This is a genomic window from Paenibacillus sp. FSL H8-0548, from assembly GCF_038630985.1.
In the GTDB taxonomy this organism is placed as follows: domain Bacteria; phylum Bacillota; class Bacilli; order Paenibacillales; family Paenibacillaceae; genus Pristimantibacillus.
Map to the genome: position 1 here is coordinate 658,295 of NZ_CP152049.1, position 24,557 is coordinate 682,851.

22 protein-coding genes are annotated in these 24,557 nt (G+C 46.7%); 20 read left to right on the forward strand and 2 right to left on the reverse strand.

Annotation, left to right across the window (positions count from 1 at the left end; all coding sequences use genetic code 11):
• The first annotated feature begins 198 nt into the window (after nucleotides 1-198).
• From MHI37_RS02895 to MHI37_RS02935, 9 genes are all read left to right on the forward strand, one after another.
• On the forward strand, nucleotides 199-1,743 hold the full coding sequence (locus MHI37_RS02895) for a response regulator (RefSeq protein WP_076335058.1): 1,545 nt from the start codon (nucleotides 199-201) through the stop codon (nucleotides 1,741-1,743).
• Entirely contained in the window at nucleotides 1,740-3,431 is a 1,692-nt protein-coding gene (locus MHI37_RS02900) for a histidine kinase (protein WP_076335059.1), read from the forward strand. The genes MHI37_RS02895 and MHI37_RS02900 overlap by 4 nt, the downstream gene beginning before the upstream one ends.
• A gap of 135 nt (nucleotides 3,432-3,566) precedes the next feature.
• On the forward strand, nucleotides 3,567-4,397 hold the full coding sequence (locus MHI37_RS02905) for a sugar phosphate isomerase/epimerase family protein (protein ID WP_076335060.1): 831 nt from the start codon (nucleotides 3,567-3,569) through the stop codon (nucleotides 4,395-4,397).
• A 15-nt stretch (nucleotides 4,398-4,412) separates the two neighbouring features.
• Nucleotides 4,413-5,450 (forward strand): zinc-dependent alcohol dehydrogenase family protein, encoded by a 1,038-nt coding sequence (locus MHI37_RS02910; RefSeq protein WP_083676061.1) that lies wholly within the window; start codon nucleotides 4,413-4,415, stop codon nucleotides 5,448-5,450.
• Nucleotides 5,451-5,473: 23 nt separating this feature from the next.
• Nucleotides 5,474-6,868, forward strand: coding sequence for a sugar ABC transporter substrate-binding protein (locus MHI37_RS02915; protein ID WP_076335061.1), 1,395 nt, complete (start codon nucleotides 5,474-5,476; stop codon nucleotides 6,866-6,868).
• A 49-nt stretch (nucleotides 6,869-6,917) separates the two neighbouring features.
• The gene (locus tag MHI37_RS02920; RefSeq protein WP_076335062.1) at nucleotides 6,918-7,802 is read left to right on the forward strand and encodes a sugar ABC transporter permease; all 885 of its coding nucleotides are present in this window, start codon (nucleotides 6,918-6,920) and stop codon (nucleotides 7,800-7,802) included.
• The gene (locus tag MHI37_RS02925) at nucleotides 7,799-8,629 is read left to right on the forward strand and encodes a carbohydrate ABC transporter permease (protein WP_076335063.1); all 831 of its coding nucleotides are present in this window, start codon (nucleotides 7,799-7,801) and stop codon (nucleotides 8,627-8,629) included. The genes MHI37_RS02920 and MHI37_RS02925 overlap by 4 nt, the downstream gene beginning before the upstream one ends.
• Nucleotides 8,630-8,644: 15 nt before the next feature.
• Nucleotides 8,645-9,481, forward strand: coding sequence for a sugar phosphate isomerase/epimerase family protein (locus tag MHI37_RS02930; RefSeq protein ID WP_076335064.1), 837 nt, complete (start codon nucleotides 8,645-8,647; stop codon nucleotides 9,479-9,481).
• A 30-nt stretch (nucleotides 9,482-9,511) separates the two neighbouring features.
• Nucleotides 9,512-10,549, forward strand: a complete 1,038-nt coding sequence (locus MHI37_RS02935) for a Gfo/Idh/MocA family oxidoreductase (protein ID WP_076335225.1) — start codon at nucleotides 9,512-9,514, stop codon at nucleotides 10,547-10,549.
• Between the two features lie 295 nt (nucleotides 10,550-10,844).
• Here the strand turns inward: MHI37_RS02935 and MHI37_RS02940 are convergent, their stop codons facing one another.
• Complete coding sequence (locus MHI37_RS02940) at nucleotides 10,845-11,615, reverse strand: class I SAM-dependent methyltransferase (RefSeq protein WP_218638919.1); 771 nt, start codon at nucleotides 11,613-11,615, stop codon at nucleotides 10,845-10,847.
• 248 nt (nucleotides 11,616-11,863) lie between these two features.
• Here MHI37_RS02940 and MHI37_RS02945 point away from each other — a divergent pair, with 248 nt between their 5' ends.
• Together MHI37_RS02945 and MHI37_RS02950 are read left to right on the forward strand one after the other, a co-directional pair.
• Complete coding sequence (locus MHI37_RS02945) at nucleotides 11,864-12,226, forward strand: BlaI/MecI/CopY family transcriptional regulator (protein ID WP_076335065.1); 363 nt, start codon at nucleotides 11,864-11,866, stop codon at nucleotides 12,224-12,226.
• A 2-nt stretch (nucleotides 12,227-12,228) separates the two neighbouring features.
• A complete protein-coding gene (locus tag MHI37_RS02950) occupies nucleotides 12,229-14,190 on the forward strand; it encodes a M56 family metallopeptidase (protein ID WP_076335066.1) in 1,962 nt (653 codons plus the stop codon).
• A gap of 26 nt (nucleotides 14,191-14,216) precedes the next feature.
• Here the strand turns inward: MHI37_RS02950 and MHI37_RS02955 are convergent, their stop codons facing one another.
• Entirely contained in the window at nucleotides 14,217-14,762 is a 546-nt protein-coding gene (locus tag MHI37_RS02955) for a DUF1697 domain-containing protein (RefSeq protein WP_076335067.1), read from the reverse strand.
• Nucleotides 14,763-15,020: 258 nt separating this feature from the next.
• Between MHI37_RS02955 and MHI37_RS02960 the strand changes: the two genes are divergently transcribed.
• From MHI37_RS02960 to MHI37_RS03000, 9 genes are all read left to right on the forward strand, one after another.
• Nucleotides 15,021-15,350: a metalloregulator ArsR/SmtB family transcription factor gene (locus MHI37_RS02960; protein ID WP_144023596.1), complete on the forward strand. Its 330-nt coding sequence runs from the start codon at nucleotides 15,021-15,023 to the stop codon at nucleotides 15,348-15,350.
• A gap of 57 nt (nucleotides 15,351-15,407) precedes the next feature.
• Nucleotides 15,408-15,941 (forward strand): SRPBCC domain-containing protein, encoded by a 534-nt coding sequence (locus tag MHI37_RS02965; protein WP_076335069.1) that lies wholly within the window; start codon nucleotides 15,408-15,410, stop codon nucleotides 15,939-15,941.
• A gap of 321 nt (nucleotides 15,942-16,262) precedes the next feature.
• Nucleotides 16,263-17,237, forward strand: coding sequence for an ABC transporter substrate-binding protein (locus MHI37_RS02970; protein WP_083676064.1), 975 nt, complete (start codon nucleotides 16,263-16,265; stop codon nucleotides 17,235-17,237).
• Between the two features lie 127 nt (nucleotides 17,238-17,364).
• On the forward strand, nucleotides 17,365-18,978 hold the full coding sequence (locus MHI37_RS02975; RefSeq protein WP_076335071.1) for a helix-turn-helix domain-containing protein: 1,614 nt from the start codon (nucleotides 17,365-17,367) through the stop codon (nucleotides 18,976-18,978).
• Nucleotides 18,979-20,223: 1,245 nt separating this feature from the next.
• Nucleotides 20,224-20,565 carry a DUF1801 domain-containing protein gene (locus MHI37_RS02980; RefSeq protein ID WP_076335072.1) on the forward strand — a complete coding sequence of 114 codons (342 nt, stop codon included), beginning with the start codon at nucleotides 20,224-20,226 and terminating at the stop codon, nucleotides 20,563-20,565.
• Nucleotides 20,566-20,611: 46 nt separating this feature from the next.
• Entirely contained in the window at nucleotides 20,612-21,022 is a 411-nt protein-coding gene (locus tag MHI37_RS02985) for a VOC family protein (RefSeq protein WP_076335073.1), read from the forward strand.
• Between the two features lie 178 nt (nucleotides 21,023-21,200).
• A complete protein-coding gene (locus MHI37_RS02990) occupies nucleotides 21,201-21,878 on the forward strand; it encodes a response regulator transcription factor (protein WP_076335074.1) in 678 nt (225 codons plus the stop codon).
• 68 nt (nucleotides 21,879-21,946) lie between these two features.
• Entirely contained in the window at nucleotides 21,947-23,299 is a 1,353-nt protein-coding gene (locus MHI37_RS02995; RefSeq protein WP_256709748.1) for a HAMP domain-containing histidine kinase, read from the forward strand.
• 92 nt (nucleotides 23,300-23,391) lie between these two features.
• Nucleotides 23,392-24,459: an extracellular solute-binding protein gene (locus MHI37_RS03000; protein ID WP_076335076.1), complete on the forward strand. Its 1,068-nt coding sequence runs from the start codon at nucleotides 23,392-23,394 to the stop codon at nucleotides 24,457-24,459.
• The last annotated feature ends 98 nt before the right edge of the window (nucleotides 24,460-24,557 follow it).

Sequence of the window (24,557 nt, forward strand, 5' to 3'; positions counted from 1 at the left end):
TGCAAGGGCTCAAAGATGTATAACAGTATGCAGGATTTGAATACATCGCCATTTAGGTTAAATACCTTGGGCGATGTATTTTTTGTGCTTTAACGAGCGTCCTTTTCTCTGTGACTGTGCATCCCCCTCCGCCTAATTGTAATCAAAACGGTTTCATGATAAATTGTTGCTGTAAGAACCAGCATAGGGGGAACTGTAATGAAGCTGATTCTGATTGAGGATGAACCGGATTCTTTAATGGGTATGAAGCATGCAGTAGAATCGATCAATATGGACATGATTTTATATACAGCAGGAACCGCGGAGTCGGCATTGGAGATCATTGAGGAGCAGCAGCCCGAACTTATCGTCACGGATATTATGCTGCCCGGCATGACAGGGCTTGATTTGGTAGAGTACTGCAGGAGTGAATCCTATGGCCCTAAGGTTATTATTGTGAGCGGCTATAATGACTTTGAATACGCCAGAAGAAGTCTGCAAATTGGAGCTATGGATTATTTATTGAAGCCATACAGCACAGAAGATTTTATTGCAAAAATCGAGAAAACGCTGCTACTGATTGGCAGGGAGGAAAGCTTGAGTGGTCAGATGAAGCATCAGCAGGCGTATGCGGAGATCGGCAACCGTATGATGCGAGACAACGACCTAATCGATTTTTGTTTTAAGCAAACACCATTGGAAGAGCATATATATCAGAGGTTAAAGCTTTGGCATTTGGAATGGTTGGCCGATCAGGCCTATTCACTGTTCGTTATGGATACAAAGGGATACCCGGAAGGTAAGCCGGAAGGACGGGAATATACGATTCAGACCTTCGCAATCGGAAATATCGTACAGGAGCTGCTTTTGGAGCAGCAACCGTCCATTCTCTTCAAGGATCCAAAAAACCGCTGGGTTTTGTTGACGGGGGAGGAGTCAGTCGAAGGGCTTGCCGTAAGAATTATAAACGAAGTGAAACAGTACCACAAGCTTGATATCGCGCTCGGGGCGAGCTCACGGATGCAAAGGTTTGAGAGCATCCACGATGCGTATGAAGAAGCGATGACCGCATTTCGGATTCATTCGCTGTCGGCGGAAACAAGCGTGTTTTACGAATCGAAGGACGAAGGAGATTATTCCTCCCCAGAGGAGATGGCCTCAATCCTAAAAGCAAAGGACGAAGAATTAGTCCAGCTTAAAGTGCACCGTTTTATCCGGCAAACTATTTCAGTAGAGCTTGGGGCTGGACGAAACGACAGGGTAAGAGGAATCTTAAATTATTTATCGGACATCATCGTCTGTTTGCGTAAATCTTCTTCCAAGGATCTGGAGGAGATTCCGATGAGCGTTTGGGAAAGCCTTGACGAATGCCATACGCTCGAGCAATATGAGGAGGTTGTTTGCAGGTATTTGCTTCATTTGAGCGAAAAAATATCTTCAATGAGCTTGAACGCTGTCATTGAAAGAGCGCTCCAATTAATTTCCAGGCGATATATGGAAGATTTGTCTCTTCAAATAATTGCCGATGAGCTTAGCCTGCATCCCGTATGGCTTAGTCAATTGTTTAAAAAAGAGACAGGCCAGACGTATATGGATTTTCTCACCAGTACGCGAATCGAGCAAGCGAAAAAGCTGCTAAGGGAAAGCAGTCTGAAGGTATATGAGATTGCGGAATCAGTTGGTTACCACGATTTACAGCATTTTGGTAGCGTATTCAAGAAACGCGTCGGACAAACTCCGAAGGAATTCAGGTATGGACGATGAGAAAGCGACTATTTTCCAATACCAATACGTTGTTTAAAAAAATGTTCATCCTCATGTCCCTGTCCATATTTATTCCCGTAGCGCTGGTTGGCTATTTGTCCTACAGCAGGTCCAAAGCTCAGTTGGAATCTGTCTCCTCGCAATTTCTTGCGGATAATTTACAGCTAAATGGTAAGCAAATAGACAACTTTTTTCAAAATGTGGAGAACGAATCGGGGAAGACGATTTCATCGCTGGAATTGCAAAAGCTACTGAGGATGGAACCACCAGAAACCTACAAGGAGGAAGTTGAGTTTATTAAGCGTCTTACTGGAGTGGTTACACAGTTAAAGGGCTCGTATGAAACGTATGTGCTTCCGATGGATATAGAGGCATATCCGAATTATTCCAAACTAATTAATTTCAATAAGCTGCGGCCTGAGCATTATCAACGGGCCGCCGAGCAGGTGGGCAAGGGCGTCTGGTTTCAAGAATGGGACGAGAACGCTAGACGTTCGAATTTCATTTATGTAAGGGCTATACGGTCCTCTTATTATTACGAAGCGTTAGGCGTAATTGCGATTCAGATTTCGGATTCTCTACTGCGTGAAGAACTGGCCTTCCCTTCCTCCTTTCAAAATTACACGCTGCTCATGGTGGATGGGAATAACCGTATCATTTCGCATCCTAACCCGAGGGAATACGGCAATACGTACGAGCAGGAAACGGGCTGGACAGGAGCGGGGATTGTGCTGCAGCAAGAGGGCTGGAAATTATATGCCACAGTGCCGCAAAAGGAGCTTACGGGCCATTTGGACCAAATTAAAAATTTTACGCTTTGGATCGTGCTTGGAAGTTTGTTTGTGATAACGTTGTTCCTAGTATTAATTGTGCGCAATTTTACGATTCCTATCAAGCAGCTCGTTTCGCATATGGTAAAGGTGCGCAGCGGCGCGCTGACGCATTTTGCGTTTAACGATTACCAAAAGGATGAAATTGGTCAGCTTGTCAAAGGATATAATCAGATGATCACGGGGATGTCAGATCTGTTATTGGCAACAAAGGAAATGGAAGCAGGCAAGCGACAGCTGGAGCTACAAACGCTTAACCACCAAATCAATCCGCATTTTTTTTATAACACATTGGATTCGATCAAATGGCGTGCAGAGTCAGCAGGTGAGAAGCATATTGCCTCTATGGTCACGAAGCTGGCAAGCTTATTGCGCTTCAGCTTGAATAACGGAGATGAATGGACGACCGTAGAACGTGAAATCGATCATGCCCGGACGTATCTGGATATTGAGCTGCTGCGAAGTAACCGTTCGTTTCAGGTTTATTTTCAGGTGGATCCGAAGATTACGAAATTAAAAATGATTAAGCTTGTGCTGCAGCCGATTATGGAAAATGCTGTGAAGCACGGAATCAACAAGCTTCCTGAAGGTATAGGGAAAATTCGGATGACAGCGAAGCTGCAGGATGAGGATCTAGTCTTTGTCATTGAGGATAACGGGCCGGGACTGTCTGAAGGGTTACGTCTGAATTTGGAGGATCGCCGCGCAAACGGCGAAGAGAGCGGTGGTATTGGTTTGCGTAACGTCCATAAGCGCATGCAGCTCCATTTTGGCCATGAATATGGGATTCAGATTGACCCCGAGCCTAACTCCGGCTTTCGCCTTACCGTTCGTCATCCAATTGCTTCGGTAACATAAGCGAGTAACCCCCGTCTAGGGGGTTATTTTTAATTTTCACTAAAAATACATGGGGAAACACTAATTTCACCGTGTTCAATCGTTAAGCCGATCCCGGTATGATGATAACAGAAGATAACGAAAGAGGGGATCGCGGTGACAGCTGTTAAATTTGCTTACAATACATTGGTTTATGTGGACGAAGACATCGAAATGGGTATCAAAAGAATTGCTGGCTGCGGTTATGATGCAGCTGAGTTTGTCGGCGAGCCGGAACAGATGGACGCAGGCCGTATTCGCGGCTTATTGGACATGTACGCTTTGAAAGCGTCATCTATTTGCGGCATCTATACGCCAGAGAGAGATTTGGTTTCAAGCAACCCCGAAATTCGCAAGCAGGCAGTACAGTACTTGAAGCAGTGCGTGGATTTCGCGGTTGCGTTAGGCGCAAAGGGTATCTCGGTAACTCCTACCGCTAATATGAAAATCCATAGTGAAGCAGATAGAGAGACGGATTTAAGCTGGGCTGCGGAAGGGATAAGGGAAGCAGGGTTATATGCGGGCGAGTGCGGCATCCGCTTATGCGTGGAAGCATGGAACCGTTATGAAACCTATCTGATCAATCGTTTGGAGCAATCGCTAGAGCTTGTGACGATGGTCGATTTGCCTAACGTAGGCTGCATGGGCGATACGTACCACATGAACATTGAGGAAACGGACATCGCAGAAGCGTTCAGAAGCGTTGGAGATAAATTGTTTTACGTACATTTTGCGGACAGTAATCGGGCGGCGCCTGGACGGGGACATCTTAATTTCGAACCGATCGCAAGAGTTCTTAAGGACATCCAATACGAGGGTTATGTATCGCTTGAAATTCTTCCGCCGCTTGCTGATCCGTTCAGCGGGCAGAAATTTGAAGAGTTTTATGATCTGTATACAGAGGAATCGATTGTTTTTCTAAAACAGCTATTTTCGTCAAATTGTTAAGGAGGCCATTCAAGCATGAACAAGATGTTAGCAGCAGTCACTTACGGGGCAGAGGATACAAGAATAGTTGAGGTAGACGTTCCCTCCATTCAAGCGGATGAGATTCTGATCGCCGTGAAGCGCTGCGGCATATGCGGAACCGATCCGCATATATACAGGGGACATTTCCCGGTACCGTTACCGCTAATCCAAGGACATGAGTTCTCAGGAGAAGTCGTAGAGATCGGTGCCTCGGTCAAAACCGTTGTAATAGGAGACCGCGTAACGGCGGACATTAACATCAGCTGTGGCAAATGCTATTTCTGCCGCATGGGGCAGAAGCTGTTTTGTAAGGAAATTGAGCAAATCGGCGTTCATATCAACGGGGCATTCGCAGAGTATATCAAGGTTCCAGAGTCTAATGTGTATAAGCTTCCGAAGGAGATGTCATGGGAGGAGGCGGCGTATATTGAACCGCTTGCCTGTGTCATTCGCGGTCAGGACCGGGCAAATATTACGATAGGCAGCACGGTAGCGATTATCGGTGCCGGTCCGATGGGCCTCGTTCATGCGCAGCTGGCTAAGATGAACGGAGCAAGCAAGGTGATTATCAGCGAAATGAATCAGGCACGAATCGAGAAGGCGCGCCAGCTCGGCATCGATCATGTCGTTGATGCTTCTCAAGTTGATCCGGTGCAGGCGGTGTACGATTTAACCGAGCAGCGCGGAGCCGATTTTGTCATCGAAGCGGTCGGCGCTGTTCCGACCTACCAGCAGGCATTCCAAATGGTTCGCCGGGGCGGAACGCTTGTTACCTATGGCGCAGCACCTGCGCATGCGGTATTGGAAATAAAGCCGTTTGAAATTTACAGCAAGGAGCTGACGATCGTGGGCTCTTACGCGGGAACCTACGATACGTGGGTGAAGGCTATAAACCTGATTTCGAGCAAGCGATTCCAGCCTGCTACTATTATTTCAAAAACTGTTCCGTTAAGTTCTGTTGTGGATGGGATTACAGAAGCGATGAATAACAAAGATACGATCAAAATTATGGTCGATACGACGGCGCGTTAAACAATAAATAGGGGGATGACACAATGAACAGAAAATTAACCAAAGCCTCTTTACTGCTTTTATTATGTCTAGTATTTCTAATCAGCGCTTGCAGCTCGAATTCGAATGGCGGAAACACGGCGGATGCTGAGGTTAAAGAAACATCGGAACCTGGGGAGAAGGTTACTTTAAACGGCGTTTTCCTTGGTGCGACATGGGGACAGGCTACGCAGGAATTGGCGAAAGAATATGAGAAAGAAACCGGCGTTAAGGTCAACATTGAACTTGTAGGACGTGATGTTATCTATCAGAAGCTGGCTCTATCGATTGCGGGCCAAGCCAACTATGATTTGTTCAATGTCGATTACAACTGGATTCCTGAGTTTGCCTCCTCGGACAGTCTCGTGCCGCTGGATGAGCTGGTTAAAAAATATGATGTAGACACGTCTGCTTATTTGCCTAGAGCTCTCGCTTTGACCCAGTGGAACGGCCAAAACGGTTCCTTCGGTGAGGGTGGCACCTTATACGGTTTGCCGCAGACGATTCATCCGCACTTGCTATGGTACCGTTCCGACTTATTTAATGACGAGCAAATTAAATCGGAGTTCAAAGTAGCTTACGGCTATGAGCTGATTCCGCCGCAAACGATGGATCAGTTCAGCGATGTGGCCGAGTTTTTCAATGGAAAAGAGTATAAAGGACAGAAGCTGTCCGGGTGGGCGGCACAAGGATCGAAGGGCTTTGGCAATGTGCATACGTGGCTGACCTTCCTGTATTCCAACGGAGCAGATGTCATCGACTGGAATAACATGACATCTTCCTTATCGACACCTGAAGCGATTGAAGCTACACAAACATGGATCGACCTGATGAAATTCGCTCCTGCCGGAATCAATGATTATACCTTTGCAGAAGTCGCCTCTGATGCTGCCCAGGGCAAGCTGGCGATGGCGCTTCACTGGTCCTGGTCAGCCTTTGAGGTTGATCAGCCGGAAACGTCGCAAACGGTCGGTGAGTGGGACTTCGTTCAAACGCCTGTAATGAAGGAAACCGTTCCACATTTGGCTGGCTGGTCGATCGTTATTCCTAAATCGTCGAAGCAGCAGGATGAAGCTTTTAAATTTATGGCATGGCTTGAAAACAAACAAAATGATGTCCGCCAAGCAGAATTGGGCGGCGGCGATCCGGTTCGAACGGAATCCTATTCGGATCCCGCATTGACTGATCTGAAAATCGAAGGTACGGATACCGATAAATTCCGCCGCTACGAAGCGCTGCAGGAAGCAATGAAAACGACAAAAGCTCGTCCTTTCTTCCCTCAGGAGGAAAAGTGGGAGAGCACGGTATCCGAATATTTGAGCGCAGCTCAGCTGGGGAGGTTTACGGTTGAAGAAGCTTTGAAACAAGCGGATGATGCAGTTAACAAAATGCTGAAATAGACTTAAAGGGGGGGATCTCCCCCCTCATTTATGGTTAGGGGAGATAGACATGAGAAACCTGAAGTTGCAGCGAAGCGGCCCTTATCTTGTAATGGCACCTGGAATGCTCCTATTGCTGCTGTTTGCGATATATCCTTTTATTTTCCTGTTCGTGATCAGCTTTCAGGAGTACAGCCCGATTCAAGCGGTAAAGCCGTTTATCGGCATTGATAACTATGCTCAGCTCTTTCAGGACCATAATTTTTGGAATGCCATAAAGGTGACGGCGATATTCGTCATCAGCACGGTAGGTTTGGAATTTATGATCGGTTTAGCTCTGGCTGTCGTTTTGAACCAGTTGAAGCTGGGACAGCGTATATTCCAATCTATTATTTTGATTCCAATTGCAATGGCTCCTACCGTCGTCGGACTCATGTTCCGATTTATGATGAACGAACAGTACGGTGTATTCAATTATTTTGTGGAGCTGCTTGGTTTTTCCAGAACAGCTTGGCTGTCGGATCCGCAATTGGCGCTGCCTGCGTTAATTATGACCGATGTATGGCAGTGGACACCATTTATGATGATCATTCTGCTCGCAGGATTAAAGGGAATACCGGATGAGCCCTACGAAGCGGCAAGTATTGACGGGGCTTCGGCCTGGCAGTCCTTCCGTTATGTGACGATTCCTCAGCTGTCGCGAATTATATTCATTGCTTTGCTGCTAAGAACGATCGACGCTTTCCGGATCTATGACACCATCTACATGATGACGAAGGGCGGACCGATAAACGTAACGTCTACTCTGAGCTGGATTGTGTATGACAAAGGCTTTAAATTTTTGGAATTCGGCTATGGAGCGGCAATTAGCGTCGTGATGCTTATTCTTGTCGTAACCATTCTAATGCTTGTGCTTAGGAAAATCGATTTGTTTGAAACGGGGGGTAAATCATGAGTAGACTGGCTAATAAATCCTCGTTGACCTGGCAGTACACCGTAGTAATTATAGCCATGCTTCTGTTCCTATTCCCAGTAGTATGGATGTTTTTAACCTCCTTGAAAAACCAGACCGATGCGTTCACGACTATTCCGAAATGGACATTTCCGGCTACCTTAGATAACTATAAAGCTGTTTTGCTTGAGAGGGATTTCCTTCTATATTTGGGGAATAGCTTGATCGTGGCGGGTGTTTCCACGGTGTTTGCCGTCATTTTGGGAAGCGGCATCGCTTATCCTTATGCTCGCTATAAGCTAAAGGGCGCCAAGGACGTGCTAACCTGGATTTTGACGCTTAGAATCATTCCGCCAATCGTCACGATTCTACCAATCTATCTTTTATTTTCCAAGATCGGTTTGCTGGATTCGTATACGGGCTTGATACTCATGTATACCTTTATGAATATCCCGCTCACGACCTGGCTTCTGTACGGATTTTTCAAAGATGTGCCGGGTGAGATCGAGGAATCTGCGCTCGTGGACGGATGCAACCGATTTACGGCCTTCTTCCGTGTTATTTTCCCGATTATCGGACCAGGTTTGATTTCCGCCGGCCTGCTCTCTTTTATATTTGCATGGAACGAATTTTTGTTTGCCAACATTTTGTCAGGCCCGAATGTTCGGACGGCTCCTGTCGGATTAAATGAATATGCGACGCCGGTCAGCGTGCTTTGGGGTCAAATCGCGGCTGCGGGAACCTTGATCATTGTACCAATTGCCATTATAACACTGATCTTGCAGCGTAAGATGGTCAGCGGCTTAACAATGGGAGCCGTAAAAGGCTAATAGGGGGATATGACGATGTTTAAATACAGCGCAACGCAGTGGATTTTCGGCAATGAGCCGATGGAAGTGAGCCTGGAGCGCCTAAAAAGATATGGTTATGACGGCGTTGAGCTTGCCGGCGAACCGAAGCTGATCGATGCAGATACGGTAAACCAATTGCTTGAAAAATACAGCCTTGAATGCACCTCCATATGCGGAATCTATACGCCAGACCGGGACTTGTCCAGCTCGAATCCCGAAACTAGGGAAAACGCGGTGCAATATGTGAAGGATTGTGTGGATTTGGCCGTTATGGTGGGAGCAGTCACTTTGATCGTCGTTCCTTCTCCGGTCGGTAAAAGCAAGCCGGATACAACGATGGAGCAGGAATGGGGCAATGTCGTTCAGAGCCTAAAGGAAGCGGGCTCTTATGCACAAAGCCGCCACATTCATTTGGCGATTGAAGCGTTGAACCGATTCGAAACTTATCTGGTTAATAAGCTCGACGATGCAAGGAAGCTAGCCGAGGAGGTGGGTTTGCCCAGCATAAAAATTATGGCCGACCTTTTCCATATGAATATTGAAGAGAGAGACCATAGTGCAGCCATCCGCCGCATTGCTCCATTCCTCGTGCATGTGCATATCGCGGACAATACGCGAGAGGCAGCCGGCTTAGGCATGACGAATTTTGGGGATGTCATTCGAACATTAATCGAGTTAGGCTACAAAGGACCGATCACGATGGAGTTTTTGCCGCCTGTCGCTAATCCGTACTTGGTGGCAAGAAGCGATAAAAGCGAGGCTGGCTCTATTTATGATGAATACACGAAGCAGTCCATTGACCATATGAAGCATATCGTCAGCTCTATATAACAAACACGGTCAGGAAGGGTGAATTTGGAAATGAACAAGCTTAGAGTAGGAGTGATCGGCTGCGGGGCGATTGCGCAGCGCCGACATCTTCCGGAGTATTTGGCAAGGCAAGATGTTGAAATTGTCGCTGTCTGCGATTTTAGCGAGGAACGGGCAAACGAGGTGAAAGAACGATTTGGGGCAAAATATGCCTTAACAAGTACAGAGCAGCTGCTTGCGTTGGATGAAGTGGATGCCGTGTCCGTTTGCACGCCGAATCAGTTTCACGCAGCGGTCTCCATTCAAGCGATGCAGGCAGGCAAGCATGTGCTGTGTGAGAAGCCAATGGCGACAACGATTGGGGAAGCAAGGGCAATGGTTAAGGCAGCCGAGGATAATGGCGTTTTTTTGATGGTCGGCCATAACCAGCGGCTGATGCCCGTTCATCAGAGAGCGAAAGAAATACTGCAGTCCGGAAAATTAGGTAAGGTATTGTCCTTTACGACCACCTTCGGGCATAGCGGGCCTGAAAATTGGAGCGTAGACGGAGCCAAAAGTTGGTTTTTTAATAAAGATCAAGCGTTTGTTGGCGCAATGGGCGATCTTGGCGTGCATAAGGCGGATCTAATTGCTTGGCTGATTGATGATCCGATTGCCGAAGTATCCGCCTTGGTAGGCACGCTGCATAAACAAATTCCGATTGACGATAACGCCATTTTTCTGTTGAAGACGAATAGTGGCTCCATCGGCACGTTGACTGCAAGCTGGACCTATTATCCGAACGAAGTAAATAGTACCGTTCTTTATTGTGAGAAAGGGACGTTGAAAATTGGAGCCGACCCAGTGTACGGTATAATTGTGAATTATGCGGATGGCGTCAGGGAAAACATCGAAATCGGAAAAATGCAGACAAACGACAAGGGTGGACAGATGAATTCCGGCGTTATCGATCATTTCGTCGAAGGCATTTTGTCAGGCGATGGTCACGAAATTAATGGAATGGAAGGCTTGCGCGCCTTGGAAGTCATTCTAGCTGGCGTCGAAGCGGCGCATTCTGGTCAGAGCCGGAAGGTGAATACGGCAAGCTAGAGAAAGATAATCGTGTATTTAAATCTAGCACACACTCGTATGCTCTCCAATACGTTTGATAATTATAAGAAAGCCGGCTGTCTCCACTCAGGGAGATTGCCGGCTTTCTTTATGTAGCAGATGTACTTATGTCTAGGTCGGTTTATTGAAACTATCGCTTAACGACCAAGCAATAGTTTACATTATTAAATGCCGTTATTTTGTGTGCAGGCTGGTTGTCATTGTAGGCCTGAAACAGCTGCTCGGTAATTTCCGCAGGAGTCAAATGCTGATAGAGGAGCAGGTTGACCTCATCCTACATCTGCTCCAGCTCCGAATAGGAATAGCTCGCCTGCATAGGCACGCCCGCCCGTGCGGCCATCATCACCTGCTTATGCACCCGATCACCTGCTTGCGAAGTGAACGTCAGCTCATCAGGATAATCAAAGACGATGCTGTTGCCGTTTGGCACCAGCGAGGCAATTGTAGACAAGAAATGCTTAAACACATCTTTGGGCAAATAATAGCTGATTCCGAGCAAGCTGCTAAAGCTGATTAGCCTCGGGTCAAATGCAGGGCAGGCCAACACTCGGCTTTGCCAATCCGATTCTCTAAAGTCGACTGAAATGCAATGCAGATTTGACGGAGTGTCCATATGCAGGGCCGATATTCGTCTGCGTTTATCGGCTGCAGTAGCAGGATGATCGATTTCAAAGATTTGCAGCTTCGTTGCCCACTTCGGCTTACGGTAAGCGAAGGTGTCGTAGCCAGCGGCAAAAATAAGATATTGTCTAGCACCGAGCATGACGGCAACCGCAAGTGCCTGTTCAGCAAATGCAGCCCTGTCAAGCGGAGATGGAGACAGCTGATGATCAACGATTTTTTGCAGAGCCTGCTCCTTTGAACCAACAAATTCTGGATGGAAGTACGCAATCGCCTGCGACATATTGATAGCAATATTTTCGTATTCTACATTGGTTAAAAGTTGTTTTGCTAGCGTATCATTAAAAATTTTGATTAGATTATGCTCGGCGTGATACGCTCTTGAGAACGCACTGACGAGAGCAGTTAAACTGTTATTTTCCATTATCCATCACCTCATATCTGTTGTAACATTGAACTATTGGATGAAACAGTACTTGATTTTTATGTAATTTTATGGTGTAATATATCGCTGAAATTTATAAAATTCACAATATCGCCACATTTAGGGGCGAGTTTTTTGTATTATCCGATATGACGATAGGAGCTCTCCCATCCCATTGACAATCTTGGTTTATAACTATAGACTAATGTTATTGGTTTATGATCATAAACCGTCAATGGGAGGTCAATATGAACAATTTGAAGCTTTGTGAAAGCGATTATCGCTTTATGCTGGTCGTGTGGGAGAACGAGCCGGTAGCATCGGGGCAGTTGGTAACTCTATGCTTAGAAAAGCTCGGTTGGAAGAAGCCTACCACCTATACGGTGCTTCGGAAAATGATTGAAAAAGGTCTTCTGAAAAACGAGGATACCATAGTGAGCTCCATTATTCCCAAAGGGCAAGTACAAGCCTATGAGAGCGAGTACTTTATTGAGCGGACCTTCGAGGGCTCGCTGCCGCAGTTTCTCGTTTCGTTTTTCGGAAATAAAACTCTTTCCAAGAAGGAAGCCGATGAGCTAAAGCGTTTGATTGACGCACACAAGGAGGAATGAGAATGGAAACGCTGTTTTTAAAGGTACTTAACATGAGCATCACGGCGACTTATGTTATCCTTGCAGTGCTCCTCATCCGCTTGCTGCTCAAGAGAGCGCCGAAGAAATACTCCTATTTGTTGTGGACTGTCGTTTTGTTCCGTTTAGTCTGTCCGGTGTCTTTTTCCTCGGAGCTTAGCATCTTTAATATTAACCCCTTTGATATGACATCAGCGCAAAAGAGCAGTGACGTGGCACTGAGCTATGTCCCTGCCGATGTTGGTTATATGGAGTTTCCGAGGGTGACGGTGGGCATCCCGACCTTGAACACCTTAGTCAGCGACAGTCTGCCCGCAGCTGCTCCGGCGGCCAGCGTTAATCCTCTGCAAATATGGATAGGGCTTGGAACAATGATATGGTGTCTAGGAGTCGCGGTACTGCTGATTTACAGCATGGTCGCCTACATCGGCCTGAGGCGGCGCATAGCGACAGCAGTTCGGCTCGATAACGATATCTTTGAGTCGGACAACATTCGTTCGCCATTCGTGCTGGGCTTTATAAAACCCCGAATATACATACCCTTTGGCTTAGGTGAGCAGGAGCGCAAGTATATTTTGCAGCATGAGGCGTACCATTTGAAAAAGAAGGATCACCTGATCAAGCCGATCGCATTTCTAGTTCTTTCCTTTCACTGGTTTAATCCGCTTGCTTGGCTTGCCTTTATATCGATGGCCAAAGACATGGAGATGAGCTGCGATGAGAAGGTGTTGTCGGAAATCGGTACGGTCAATCGGAAGGAATACTGCACGTCGCTGCTCTCCTTTGCGGCAAACCGCCGCTTTCCGTCAGCAGGACCGCTTGCCTTTGGCGAGACGAGTGTCCGAGAGCGGGTGATGAATATTTTGCGCTTTAAGGCGCCAAAAAGATGGGTTGCAGTCCTCTCAGCTATTGCCTGTATGGCAGTTGCAGCCGCTTGTGCTACAAATCCAACTGTGAATGAGGCGCCGAAGCCGAAGGCGGCAGAGGGGCTGTACGGAAGCTATAGCTTTGAGAAGCAGGTTTACATGAATCCACTTAGTTCTTTGTACGTCTCTGAAGGATATAAGGAATATTATACATTTACTGAGAATTTGCTCATCATAACCGACGAAGCCGGCAATCAGCGAAAAATAGCGATCGATTATGATCGGACAACTGTGGACGAGCAGGAATTTAAGCAAGGCTTCATGATGGAGAATATGGGCGTTCCGGATATTGCCTCGTACAAAGAGCGCTATCAGTACGTATTGACCAGTCCGTCAGCATCTCCTGTCTATCGGCTCTATCAGCTGGATGGCGAGATATGGCTGGCGAAAATACACAAAGACACCGCCAATATCCTAAAGAGTGAATATTTCTGGAGCATCTTTAAAATAAATAAGCTTGAGGGGGAAATGCCGAGGAAAGCGACTATAGCTGGAGCTCAGGGCAATGTCGATGCTTTTCTAGCGCTGCAAAAGAACTTCGATGCGGGCTATGACGCGGACACAGTCTACAACATCACACCGGAATATATAAAAGAAAACTCAGAATATATGATTTTTAAATATGACACTTCTGCTGCTTCATTCCTGTTATATGAGGGGGAAGTATATCCGCTCGGTGAGTGGTTCGGCGGCTTTGGCGTGACCAGCATGGCTCTCGCTGATCTTGACAGCGATGGAAGGTCGGAATTGTATTTTACCTATTCATGGGGCTCCGGGCTTCATCGCTCTCATGTCGCTTATTTTAGCCCGGCAGCAAAACAAATCGTACCCCTTGATTATACGCATATGAACGGAGATATGCTCCTCACTGATAACCATGATGGCAGCTTGTCCCTGTTTGCAGCAGCCATATCCAGCCAAAGCGGATTTGTTAATTTCGAAATTGCGGGAACTGATTTTATTTTGGATATCGTTTATGCAGATGGGCATATCTCATTAAATCCTGTTAAGCAAGAGTAACTGAATGGAATCAAGTTCTAGTATATTTAGCACTCAGCGGCTTGCATCAGCTCATAAATTTTGCGAGCCGTATTTACGTTCCTGACGGTCACTCGTTGGTAGAGCTTGGTGCCGATAATTTTGTTCATGCCGCTTTTACCAGCGTGTTCTTTGTCGTAAGACCAAAGAATAGCGCCTTTAACGTAAATGACATTGTCGACCTCGGGTTTAATGATCAGCTTCTCAAGCACAGACTCCTCATTGACATCATCCCATAAATAAAGCACATCACTTTTCATGCTTTTGTCATTCATCCAGTGATCGGGGATGTTATCCATGATAGTCTTAATTTCTTCCAGCGTACGGATCATTACTTTGATAGTAAGACCAAAATCGTTATGGATGGCCTCCTCCAGCATCGCAGACAGCTCTGTCGCAGAATGAACGCTGTCTGTAAAAATAATATTTCCGGTATTGATGTAGGTAACAACATTTGTTAAGCCAAGCCCTGCAAAAGTCCCCTTGAGCAGCTTCATGTCTATCTTATTATTGCCGCCAACATTAATGCCTCTCAATAATGCCACAAAAACCATCGTTATTCCCCCGTAATCTTAAAATAAACTCAAAATCTTTGGGATAATTATACAGCGAAAAGAGAGCGTAAACAATAAATCAGAAAACCGTATCGTATTAAAATGTTTTATATATTCCTGTACAGGAATATTCCTTATGTGGTATATTCATATCAACAAAAGGAAATACAAGGAGGGAAGGAATACGGAGTCTCTAAAGCGATGTTTGTTTCTGGAGGCGGACGAATTAATTAAATAAAGTGAATGGATGACTTTCTAATGAATGCTAACGTTATGAGTGCCTTAGCTGAGCCTAAACGCTTGCAGATTGTTGAACTATTGCGCGAGAGTCCTCTAACGGTTGGGGAGATCGCCGAACGGCTCGAGCTGCGTCAGCCTCAAGCGTCCAAGCATTTGCGCGTCCTTAGCGAGGCCGGCATTGTTGAGGTGCAAGCAGTTGCCAACCGTCGCATTTACAAGCTGCGCCCCGATCCGTTTAAGGAATTAGACGCTTGGCTGGAATCGTACCGGCGTATGTGGGAGCAGCGATACGATCGACTGGATGACTATTTACAGGAGCTGCAAAGCAAGGACAAAGGAAAGCAATAGTAGAAATAGGCCGTAAACCAACTGATCACGCAAACAATTTTGAGGAGGATGTATGACATGACTAATTCTAATCAGGCCAATCAAATGGTAACCAAGGTTGAAGGAAGCACGCTTATATTGGAGCGTGTTTTCCAAGCACCACGCGAGCTTGTATTTAAGGCTTTTTCGGAGGCAGAGCATTTGAAGCATTGGTGGGGGCCGAAAGGCTGGACCCTCCCCGTATGCAACGTTGATTTCCGTCCAGGTGGTACATGGCATTATTGTATGAAGTGTGAGGATAAAAATCAGGGTGATTTTTACGGCATGGAGTCGTGGGGTAAGGCGTTATATCAGGAAATTACGTCGCCTAAGCAGATCGTCTTTACGGATGGCTTCTCGGATGCGGAGGGCAATATTGCGGAAAATATGCCAGTGACGCTGGTCACACTCGATTTTGTTGATGTGGATGGTAAGACGAAGCTGATTAACACCGGAAAATATGCATCACCAGAGGCGCTGCAAACGGTGCTCGATATGGGGATGATTCAAGGCATGTCCGAAACGCTGGATAATCTGGATATGCATCTGGATAATTTACAGAAGAACAGCTAAAGCATCCAAAATTAAAGGTACAGCTTCATTAGGAATGGATGCATTGAAGCAGCACGTTCTATGTCACGGAACTCCTTCACTCAAACAGCCATTATCCTGCACTTTCACAGGATAACGGCTGTTTTTTCACGTTTGTAGGTGACTAGGGGAAGGGGAATCGAGAGTAGCAATCTTCTGGATTTGTTTGTCGATGGTCGTAACACCTCTGAATCGTATAAGCAAAAACGCAGAATTATCCATGGGAAATCGATGTGCGTTTCGATATAATCATAACCAGTGAGAATGAATCTCACTACTATGAGAAGATGAAGGGGAATCAGCATGAGCACAAGGTTGAAAAATAGAGGACTAGTCATAAGTATTTGCATGTTGTTGTGTATGCTCGCCATCGCAGGCTGCGGCAATAATACAACGAAAGAGGAACAAGGCACAGAGACGGCAGCTCCGCAAACAAAATCGTTTGAAGATTCCATAGGCGTCAAAGAAATACCGATCAATCCGAAACGGATCTTCTCGATAAGTGCGACCACTCAGCTTCTTGCGCTTGGCATTACACCAGTAGGCGGGCTGAGTTATGAGATTGAACAGGATTATTATTTGCAAAGCTATGCGGATCAGATCAAGCTCGCTGGAGATTACCCTCCTGACTTTGAAGCTATTATCGATTTACAGCCTGATCTTATCATCGCATCATCCTTTGTAGATGCTGAGGTGACAGAGAAGCTGGAGAAAATCGCTCCGGTCGTTATGTATCCTTGGGGTTCGAATCTGTATGATCAACTCCGATTTATTGCAGATATTGTAGATAAGAAAACGGAAGCGGAAGCATGGATCAAGAAGCACGAAGAAAAAGTAGCGATCGACAAGGAAGAAATCAGTAAATATGTTAAGCCTGATGAAACGGTAGCCGCAATCGAAATTTTCAAGCAAACCTTTCAGGTTGCAGGCAATCGTAATATGGGCTATGTGCTCCATGATTTATTAGGATTGAAGAGACTGCCGGAAATCCAGAAGCAAATCGATGAGAAAGACGGCTTTATGGTCTATACGGAAGGGATGTCGTTTGAGAAGCTTCCCGAATTTAATGCAGATTACTTAATCGTGAAGGTGAATGATACACAGGCAGGCTCCGTAGAGTATTTTGAGCAAATGCAGCAATCAGAAATATGGAAAAGTTTGCCCGCGGTCAAAAATGGAAAGGTATTTGTTGTCCCTCACGACAAATGGTGGTCGTACACCTTGTTTTCTACTGATGCACTGCTTGATGAAGCGGTAGCCTTATTTGAAAACCAATAAGCATACTAGTAGGATAGATCTAAGGCCCTTTGCTTGCAGAGGGTCTTTTCGACGATTGAGAAGTATAATACAATGAACCTACTAACAGTGATAATTATGATCATTGATTTGAAGGGGGACTAGGCTGATGAACTTGAATCCAGAGGACTGGCCCTTCGACGATTTACATATGCAATGGCACGGCTTGGCGAGCAAAAGCTATGACCTGAACACTACAAACAGGACACTTAATATCGATATGTATACGCTGTGGATCATCTACCGAGGGTCAGGCGCAATCGTAGTGGAAAGACAGCCGATTGCGCTTCGGGAAAGCCACTGCGTGTTATTCGCTCCTGGAGCGAGCATTGAATTCGCAGTGGGGCGGGAGAAGACCTTGCAGGTCTTCTCCTTGACCTTTGCTGCCGGCAAGCTCGGTGGACATCATGAAGGGGAAGAAAACATATTTTCCTATTTTCAAAACCGAGCTGTAGCAGTTACGCCATTCTCTCCCTTGCTCACTATATTGGAAACTCTCACTGCAAGTAAGGAAGCTAGTACTGGATTAGAGAAGTTCAGGAGAAGTATTCTTATGCAAGAGGTGTTGTATACGTTTCTAGACAGGGCATGTACGGGAATGCCCTCGAATTCAAAGGAAGCTGTAGAGTATACGATTTCCTACATACAGGAGCATTATGATCGCAAGCTTACTATAAAGGATTTGTCTGCTATGGCGGAGATTGGACCGCGGCAGTACTCTCATATTTTCAAGCAAATGACAGGTATAAGTCCCATGGATTATGTCTACAGGGTGCGAATGGAACAAGCTAAGAAGCTTCTGCTCACCTCGGGGCGTGATATGCTTTCCATCGCTAATCAAGTCGGATTCCGGGATGAGTTTTATTTTAGCCGTAGATTTAAACAGCAAGTGGGCATTTCACCAACGTTTTATGTGAAGAATACGAAGCTTCGCGTCATTGGCCTTCTCTATACTTCGCATCTGCTCGCTCTTGGTGTGACACCGATTGGCGCGCCGGACTATCATATTCAGCAGAACGAGTATGTGCACCCTTATCTCTCTTCGATGAGTTCTTTTGCATGGGACCCTTATGATCTCGATGAGATTAAGCAGATGAAACCGGATATTATTTTAGGCTACGAGCATATGACTCCAGGTGAATATGAACAGTTTTCAGCAATCGCTGAAGTCGTTCGCGTGACTTGGCAGTCCCAGGACGTCTATCAGCAGCTTGGCAACGTATCCACTGTAATAGACAAGCGACAGCAAGGGCGAGACTGGCTGGAGGTTCATGAGGAAAAAGTGGCAGTTATTCGTGAGCGTAAGCGGGCGTTGCTTGGAGTTCGCGAGACATGCGCGGCGCTTGTCATTGACAAGGACTCTTTCCGTGTAGCCGGTGATCGCAATATGGGGCATGTCTTATATCGCGCCTTGCGGTGGAAACCGCATCCCCTCGTTCAGCATATTATTGACGACTATAATGGCAGCAACGTATTCTCGGATGCACTGGCTTTCGAAGACATTTATCGTTATGATGCGGATCGGCTGTTTGTCATGGTAAACATAAGAGACGCTAGCGCTGAGGCTGGATTTCGCAAGCTCCAGAACACGGAGGCATGGCAAAGCTTAAAGGCGGTTCGCAGCGGCAACGTACATGTGGTTTCTTTTGACAGATGGTGGATGTACTCTCCACTCGCGGTGGAGGGGCAGCTGCAAGATATTGAGAGATGGATTCATTTATAGTATTTATTCGGAGAAGGAATTTCGCATAAAAACATATTCACGTTTCGGTCAAGGCCATCTCATAAGGTGGCCTTTTTGTCGTATAGGAAACTATGGATTTTCCAAACCTGTTGATAACGATGCTGCGGCAGCAGTCGGAGAGCAGACAACGAAAGCTAACGGAAGCCAGAGACGCTAAAGTTGCATTTTGGGTTAGCGTCACATTTTAACGGAAGTGGGAGACTCTATTACGCAGAAATGAACCGAAATCGGGCATGTGGGGTGCAAATAGAGGCCTCTGTTTCCGTTACAATCTTGAAACGAAGAATAAAGGCGATTTAGCGTCTGTGGTTTCCGTTAGAAGTGTGAGCTGACGCCGCCAAAGGACGGTGACTGCCGTTTCACCTTGTGTATCGATATGTCGTATGGAAACGTTAAATTGTACGCATGAAAAAATGAAGGTTTAGCGAAGCGAGAAGATCGTTGTGGAGAAACGAACTGTTCGCCTTTGTAGCTTTCTTTCACCGGTTCTTAGATTGGCCGTGCTAGCTCGATGGATTCAGCGCTATGGGAGGAGGCTACGTTGTAGTTTGTACAACGTAATCGACGTTACTCGCCTAACAAGGCACGTACAGTGTAGTTTATGCAATAGAATGCCTATTCTAGGGCGATATTCGTTGGTTTGGCGCTCATTCTAGTGCAATATTACAATGTAGCCGTCTGAAACAGCTCTCATGTGAGGTTTCCATTGTAAGAAGTGCAGTGTAGGCGCTTCTCTTTAATCTAGTGGAGACTTTAGTGCATGATATAGCGGATTTCGGGTCGTACGCAGCTAAGGGTGCTGCAAGGATAGCTGCGCACGGGACTCTAATTTATAAGTTGAACTTATCACATGCAGACTTAGCGCAGCGACCAAAACGTAAATGTTTAGTTCGAACAAATCGCTTAATGCGAAAAATTATATAATAGAAATTATTAATTATGCGAATTATTGTGTCTTTTTTCCAAATAGATTGTCTTATAGATGAGTGATAGGTCGTGTAGATATGGAAGGAGCCTGGATATATTTTAAAAGGGAGAGAATGGCAGAGGGAAGTTTATACATACAGCAGGCTCAGCGGAACCAGGTGAAGCAAATATCGGTGTTTTTATAGACCATTTGAATGTATGGGAGTAGAACTGTAGCCAAAGAGGAGAGTCTAGAAAAGGGATTTTATGTATAAGTGAAGAATGAATAATGATCCTACCTAAAAAGGAGAAGTGAAAATGAATCAAGACGTAACTGATTTTATTGAAGCGGTAAAAGAACCTTGGCAGGGGGAGCTCTGCTCCCAGCTGCGAGAGGTTGTCCACGGGGCGATTCCAGGTGTTCAGGAACGTGTACAATACAAGAAACCACATTTTCTGAAAAATGGAAAATACGCAGCCGTTATATCAACCTCGAAAGACGCAGTAAGTTTTACCATTTTTAATGCCAGCGAGCTATCGTTACCGGAAGGATTATTCGAGGGCCCTCCCGAAAGAAAAACGATTAAGCTGAAAAAAGGGCATACGGTCGATCATGAGCAACTGTCGTCTCTGGTAGTCCAAGCAGCTTCGACCATTTAAGATTGGGTTGTGTCTCATCGCAATGTGACAGAGGGGATTTGTGAGAATGAGAGTGCGATTAGAAGGAATTACAGTGCTGTCGGATGATGTATCACGCTTGGCTAGCTTTTATCGTGAGGTGCTGGGCTTTACTACTGTTATTGAGGAAGGGCATTATGCCGAATTTGAAAATAGCGGTGTTCGTTTGGCGATTTGTTCAAAGCCGTTAATGGCTGAAAATACGAGTGGGCATCATTCCTTTGTAGAAGAACGCAAGGGGCAGGCTTTTGAGCTTAACTTTCAATGTGAATCACCAGAAGCTGTGCATGAGATTTATCAGGATTATGTCACGAGGGGTGCCACGTCGATTACAGAACCGAAGTCGATGTCTTGGGGGCACACAACTGGCTTTTTTGCAGATCCGGATGGCAATATTCATTCTATCTTTGCGATCAACCCGGAACCAGAGAATCGCTGACTGATTGCTTATTTACTAACTGCCGCTTGCAGCCTTCACCTTCATTGAGAGGGGGAAGGCTGGCTTTTTTATTTAGAGTTCCTTTAATTGGTTTTTGCGATAATCGTTCTCATTAGCTCTATCTTCCGCTATACTACCTTATATAAGAGTGGACAAGCGATATAGGGGAGGACCTTTCTTGAAGAAAGTACTGCTGATCGAGGATGAGAAAAACCTGTCTCGCTTCGTCGAGCTGGAGCTTCGATACGAGGGTTATGACGTTACAGCTGCATATGATGGAGAGACGGGTCTTTATATGGCAACGGCGAGGCATTGGGATGTAATATTGCTTGATCTGATGCTGCCGGGCATGGATGGCATAGAAGTCTGCCGCAGAACGCGCCTGCTTCGCCAGACGCCTATTATTATGTTAACTGCGAGAGATAGCGTAAGTGACCGCGTGGCGGGACTGAATTGCGGGGCCGATGATTATATGCCCAAGCCCTTCGCGATTGAGGAGCTGCTGGCGCGCATTCATGTGATCTTCCGGAGACAGGACGGGCTGGCACGCGCCCGAGCCTCGGAGCTTGTGTATCAGGATTTGACGGTAAACCTTGATGCCAGAGAGCTGCGCCGCGGAGAGGAGCGGATCGAGCTGACGAAGCGGGAATACGAGCTTCTGGTAGCTTTTATGGAAAACCAGGGAAGAGTGTTAAGCCGGGAAGTGCTGCTGGATAAAATTTGGGGAGTGGAGACAGCTGTAGATACGAACGTTGTCGATGTCTATGTTCGATATTTACGCAACAAGATAGATGTTTCCAAGGAGGAAAGCTATATTAAAACTCAGCGCGGAATCGGTTATGTGATGGGTAGATGAGCGGAGGAAAACGGGCTTTTTACTCCCGCCTGCCCATCAAGTGGAAGCTTACGATAGGATCAGCGTGTATGATTTTTTTATGCTTTGCCGCGTATAATACCGTTCAGTATGTTTTTGTGGAAAATTGGATGGTCAAGGAGCAGAAGGAAAGTATTCAACGCGATATGAATGAAGTGCTTAATTATTTTTTGGAACGGGAAAGCTCCTTCCAGAACGAGGAGCTCGCTTCGATTCGTAGTTATTTGAACAAGATAAACGTGAACGGTCAGCTGATCCGAGTGCTGGATGACAAGGGGAAGACGGTCATTGCCGTATCGGCGGATTTGCCAGAGGAGGATTGGCTGGAGCCTCTTGCCGCAGACCAATCGACGACGATTGCACGTGTCCGTTATGAGGGCGGTTCCCTGTTTGTCATGCGTAGTCCGCTCACTATATTTGAAGTTAACGGTACCGTTGAAATGATCAGAAGCGTGGATGATTTCGACAGGCTTGTCAATGCGATCTTTCGGGTAATGATTGCGTTCGGTCTCGGAGCAATTGTGGTTAGCAGTATGGTTGGTTGGCTGTTAGCCAGGCAATTCCTGAAGCCGCTGCAATCAATGGCGGGCACGATCGGCAGCATTAAGCGCGATGGCATGCAGGCACGGATGCAGCCGCATGGAAGTCGGGATGAGCTGTCTGTCCTTATGCAGCATTTCAATGGCATGATGGATCAGGTAGAGCATTCCTTTGAGAAGCAGAGCCGTTTTGTAGAGGATGCCTCGCATGAGCTGCGTACTCCGATTGCCATTATTGAAGGCCATCTAGCGCTGTTGAGGCGCTGGGGGAAGCAGGACCCTGCCATACTTGAGGAATCTTTGGCTGCTGCGACAGAGGAGCTGCTGCGGCTGAAAATGCTGGTCGAGGAGCTGCTTTCCTTGACTCGTGCAGAGAAGGGGGATATGGCTGTTGGTTCGGAAGGCGAGGTTGCTGTGGAGCAGGCCGTTCGGTCACTGGTCAAGAAGCTGACAGTCGTATACCCGGAGAGAACCTTCCAAGTGCATCCGGGGACAGGAGCAGAACAGCTGTTTATCGCTATGTCGGAGAATCATCTGGAGCAGGTGCTTCTAATCATGCTCGATAATGCAATCAAGCATTCGGCGATCAGCGATCCGATAAGGATTACACTGGACCGAACAGGAGACGAAGCGCGTATTGCCGTTATCGATAGCGGGACGGGCATACCCGCCGCCGATCTGCCATACGTGATGGATCGTTTCTATCGTGCGGATAAGGCACGCAGCGGAGCTAAGCGAGGGCACGGATTGGGGCTTGCTATCGCCAAGCGTATTGTGGAAAGAAGAGGCGGTACCATTTTGATTCAGAGCGAAGAGCTGAAAGGGACGACCGCGACGATTCAACTGCCAGCTCAGGAGCGCTAAGCTGGCAGAGCCGGCACTGCACGCAGGCAGCAGCTTGCGGCATTTTTAATTTTGATTTTCGATACAGTATTTTAAGAATAGAGGTGCTTGGCATGAGGAAGAAGGATATGCTTTATCCGGTGCTTGGACTTGTTTTTATGCTGCTGCTCTCAGGCTGTAGTGCTAATACGCTCGCAGGCACTGGAGGGGGGACCTCAGTAAAGAAAAAGAAAGTTGTGACGGTATACAGCGCGCGGCACTACGAGATTGATGAGAAGCTGTATAAGGAGTTTACGAAAAAAACAGGTATTGATGTGTTAGAGATCAAGGGTACGGCTGAGGAACTGGTGCAGCGGATTTCAAAGGATGGCGCTGGCTCTGAAGCAGACTTGCTTCTCGCGGTGGACGGTGGCGTGCTGAAGCATGCGAAGGACCAGGGAGTGCTGCAGCCGATTGAATCGGAGACGATCAGCAGCAATGTGCCGCTTCAGTGGCGCGACCCTGATCAGGAGTGGGTCGGCATTGCGACAAGGGCAAGGGTTATCGTCTATGCGAAAGATCGGGTGAAGACAGAGGAGTTGTCGACATATGAGGCTTTAACTGAAGAAAAGTGGCGGGGGCGGATTGTAGTTCGTTCCTCATCCAATTTGTATAATCAGTCGCTGCTGGCTTCCATTATTGCGATCAACGGATCAAACGAGGCAGAAAAGTGGGCCAAAGGAATGGTTCGCAACTTTGCCCGTCAGCCGGATGGCGGAGATCGAGCGCAGGCTAAGGCTATTGCGAACGGCATAGCTGACGTGGCGATTATGAATACGTATTATGTCGGCCAAATGTCGGTTTCCAGCGATTGGGAGGAAATGCGGATGGCAGAGGGGCTGGGCGTCTTCTTTCCTAATCAGGATACGACGGGAACGCACATCAATATTAGCGGGGTAGGCTTAACCAAGCATGCGCCTAACAAAGAGGGAGCGTTGGAGCTGATTGGCTATTTGACCGGCAAGGAAGGCCAGACGCTGCTTGCCAAAGGAAGCTTCGAATACCCTGTCAATAAAGAGGCTGAGCTGCCGGAGCTGCTTACGCAGTGGGGCTCGTTCAGGCCACAGCAGCTTGACTTTGCCAGCCTCGAGCAATACAACAAGGATGCCAAAGACTTGTTTGCGATTGCGGGCTGGCAATAGACGGCTTTAAGTCGTTAACGCAAACAAATTTTCATTTCACATCATTTTCTCATTTTCCATATGTAAACTAAAAATATAGGATCGCTTATGCAGAAGGC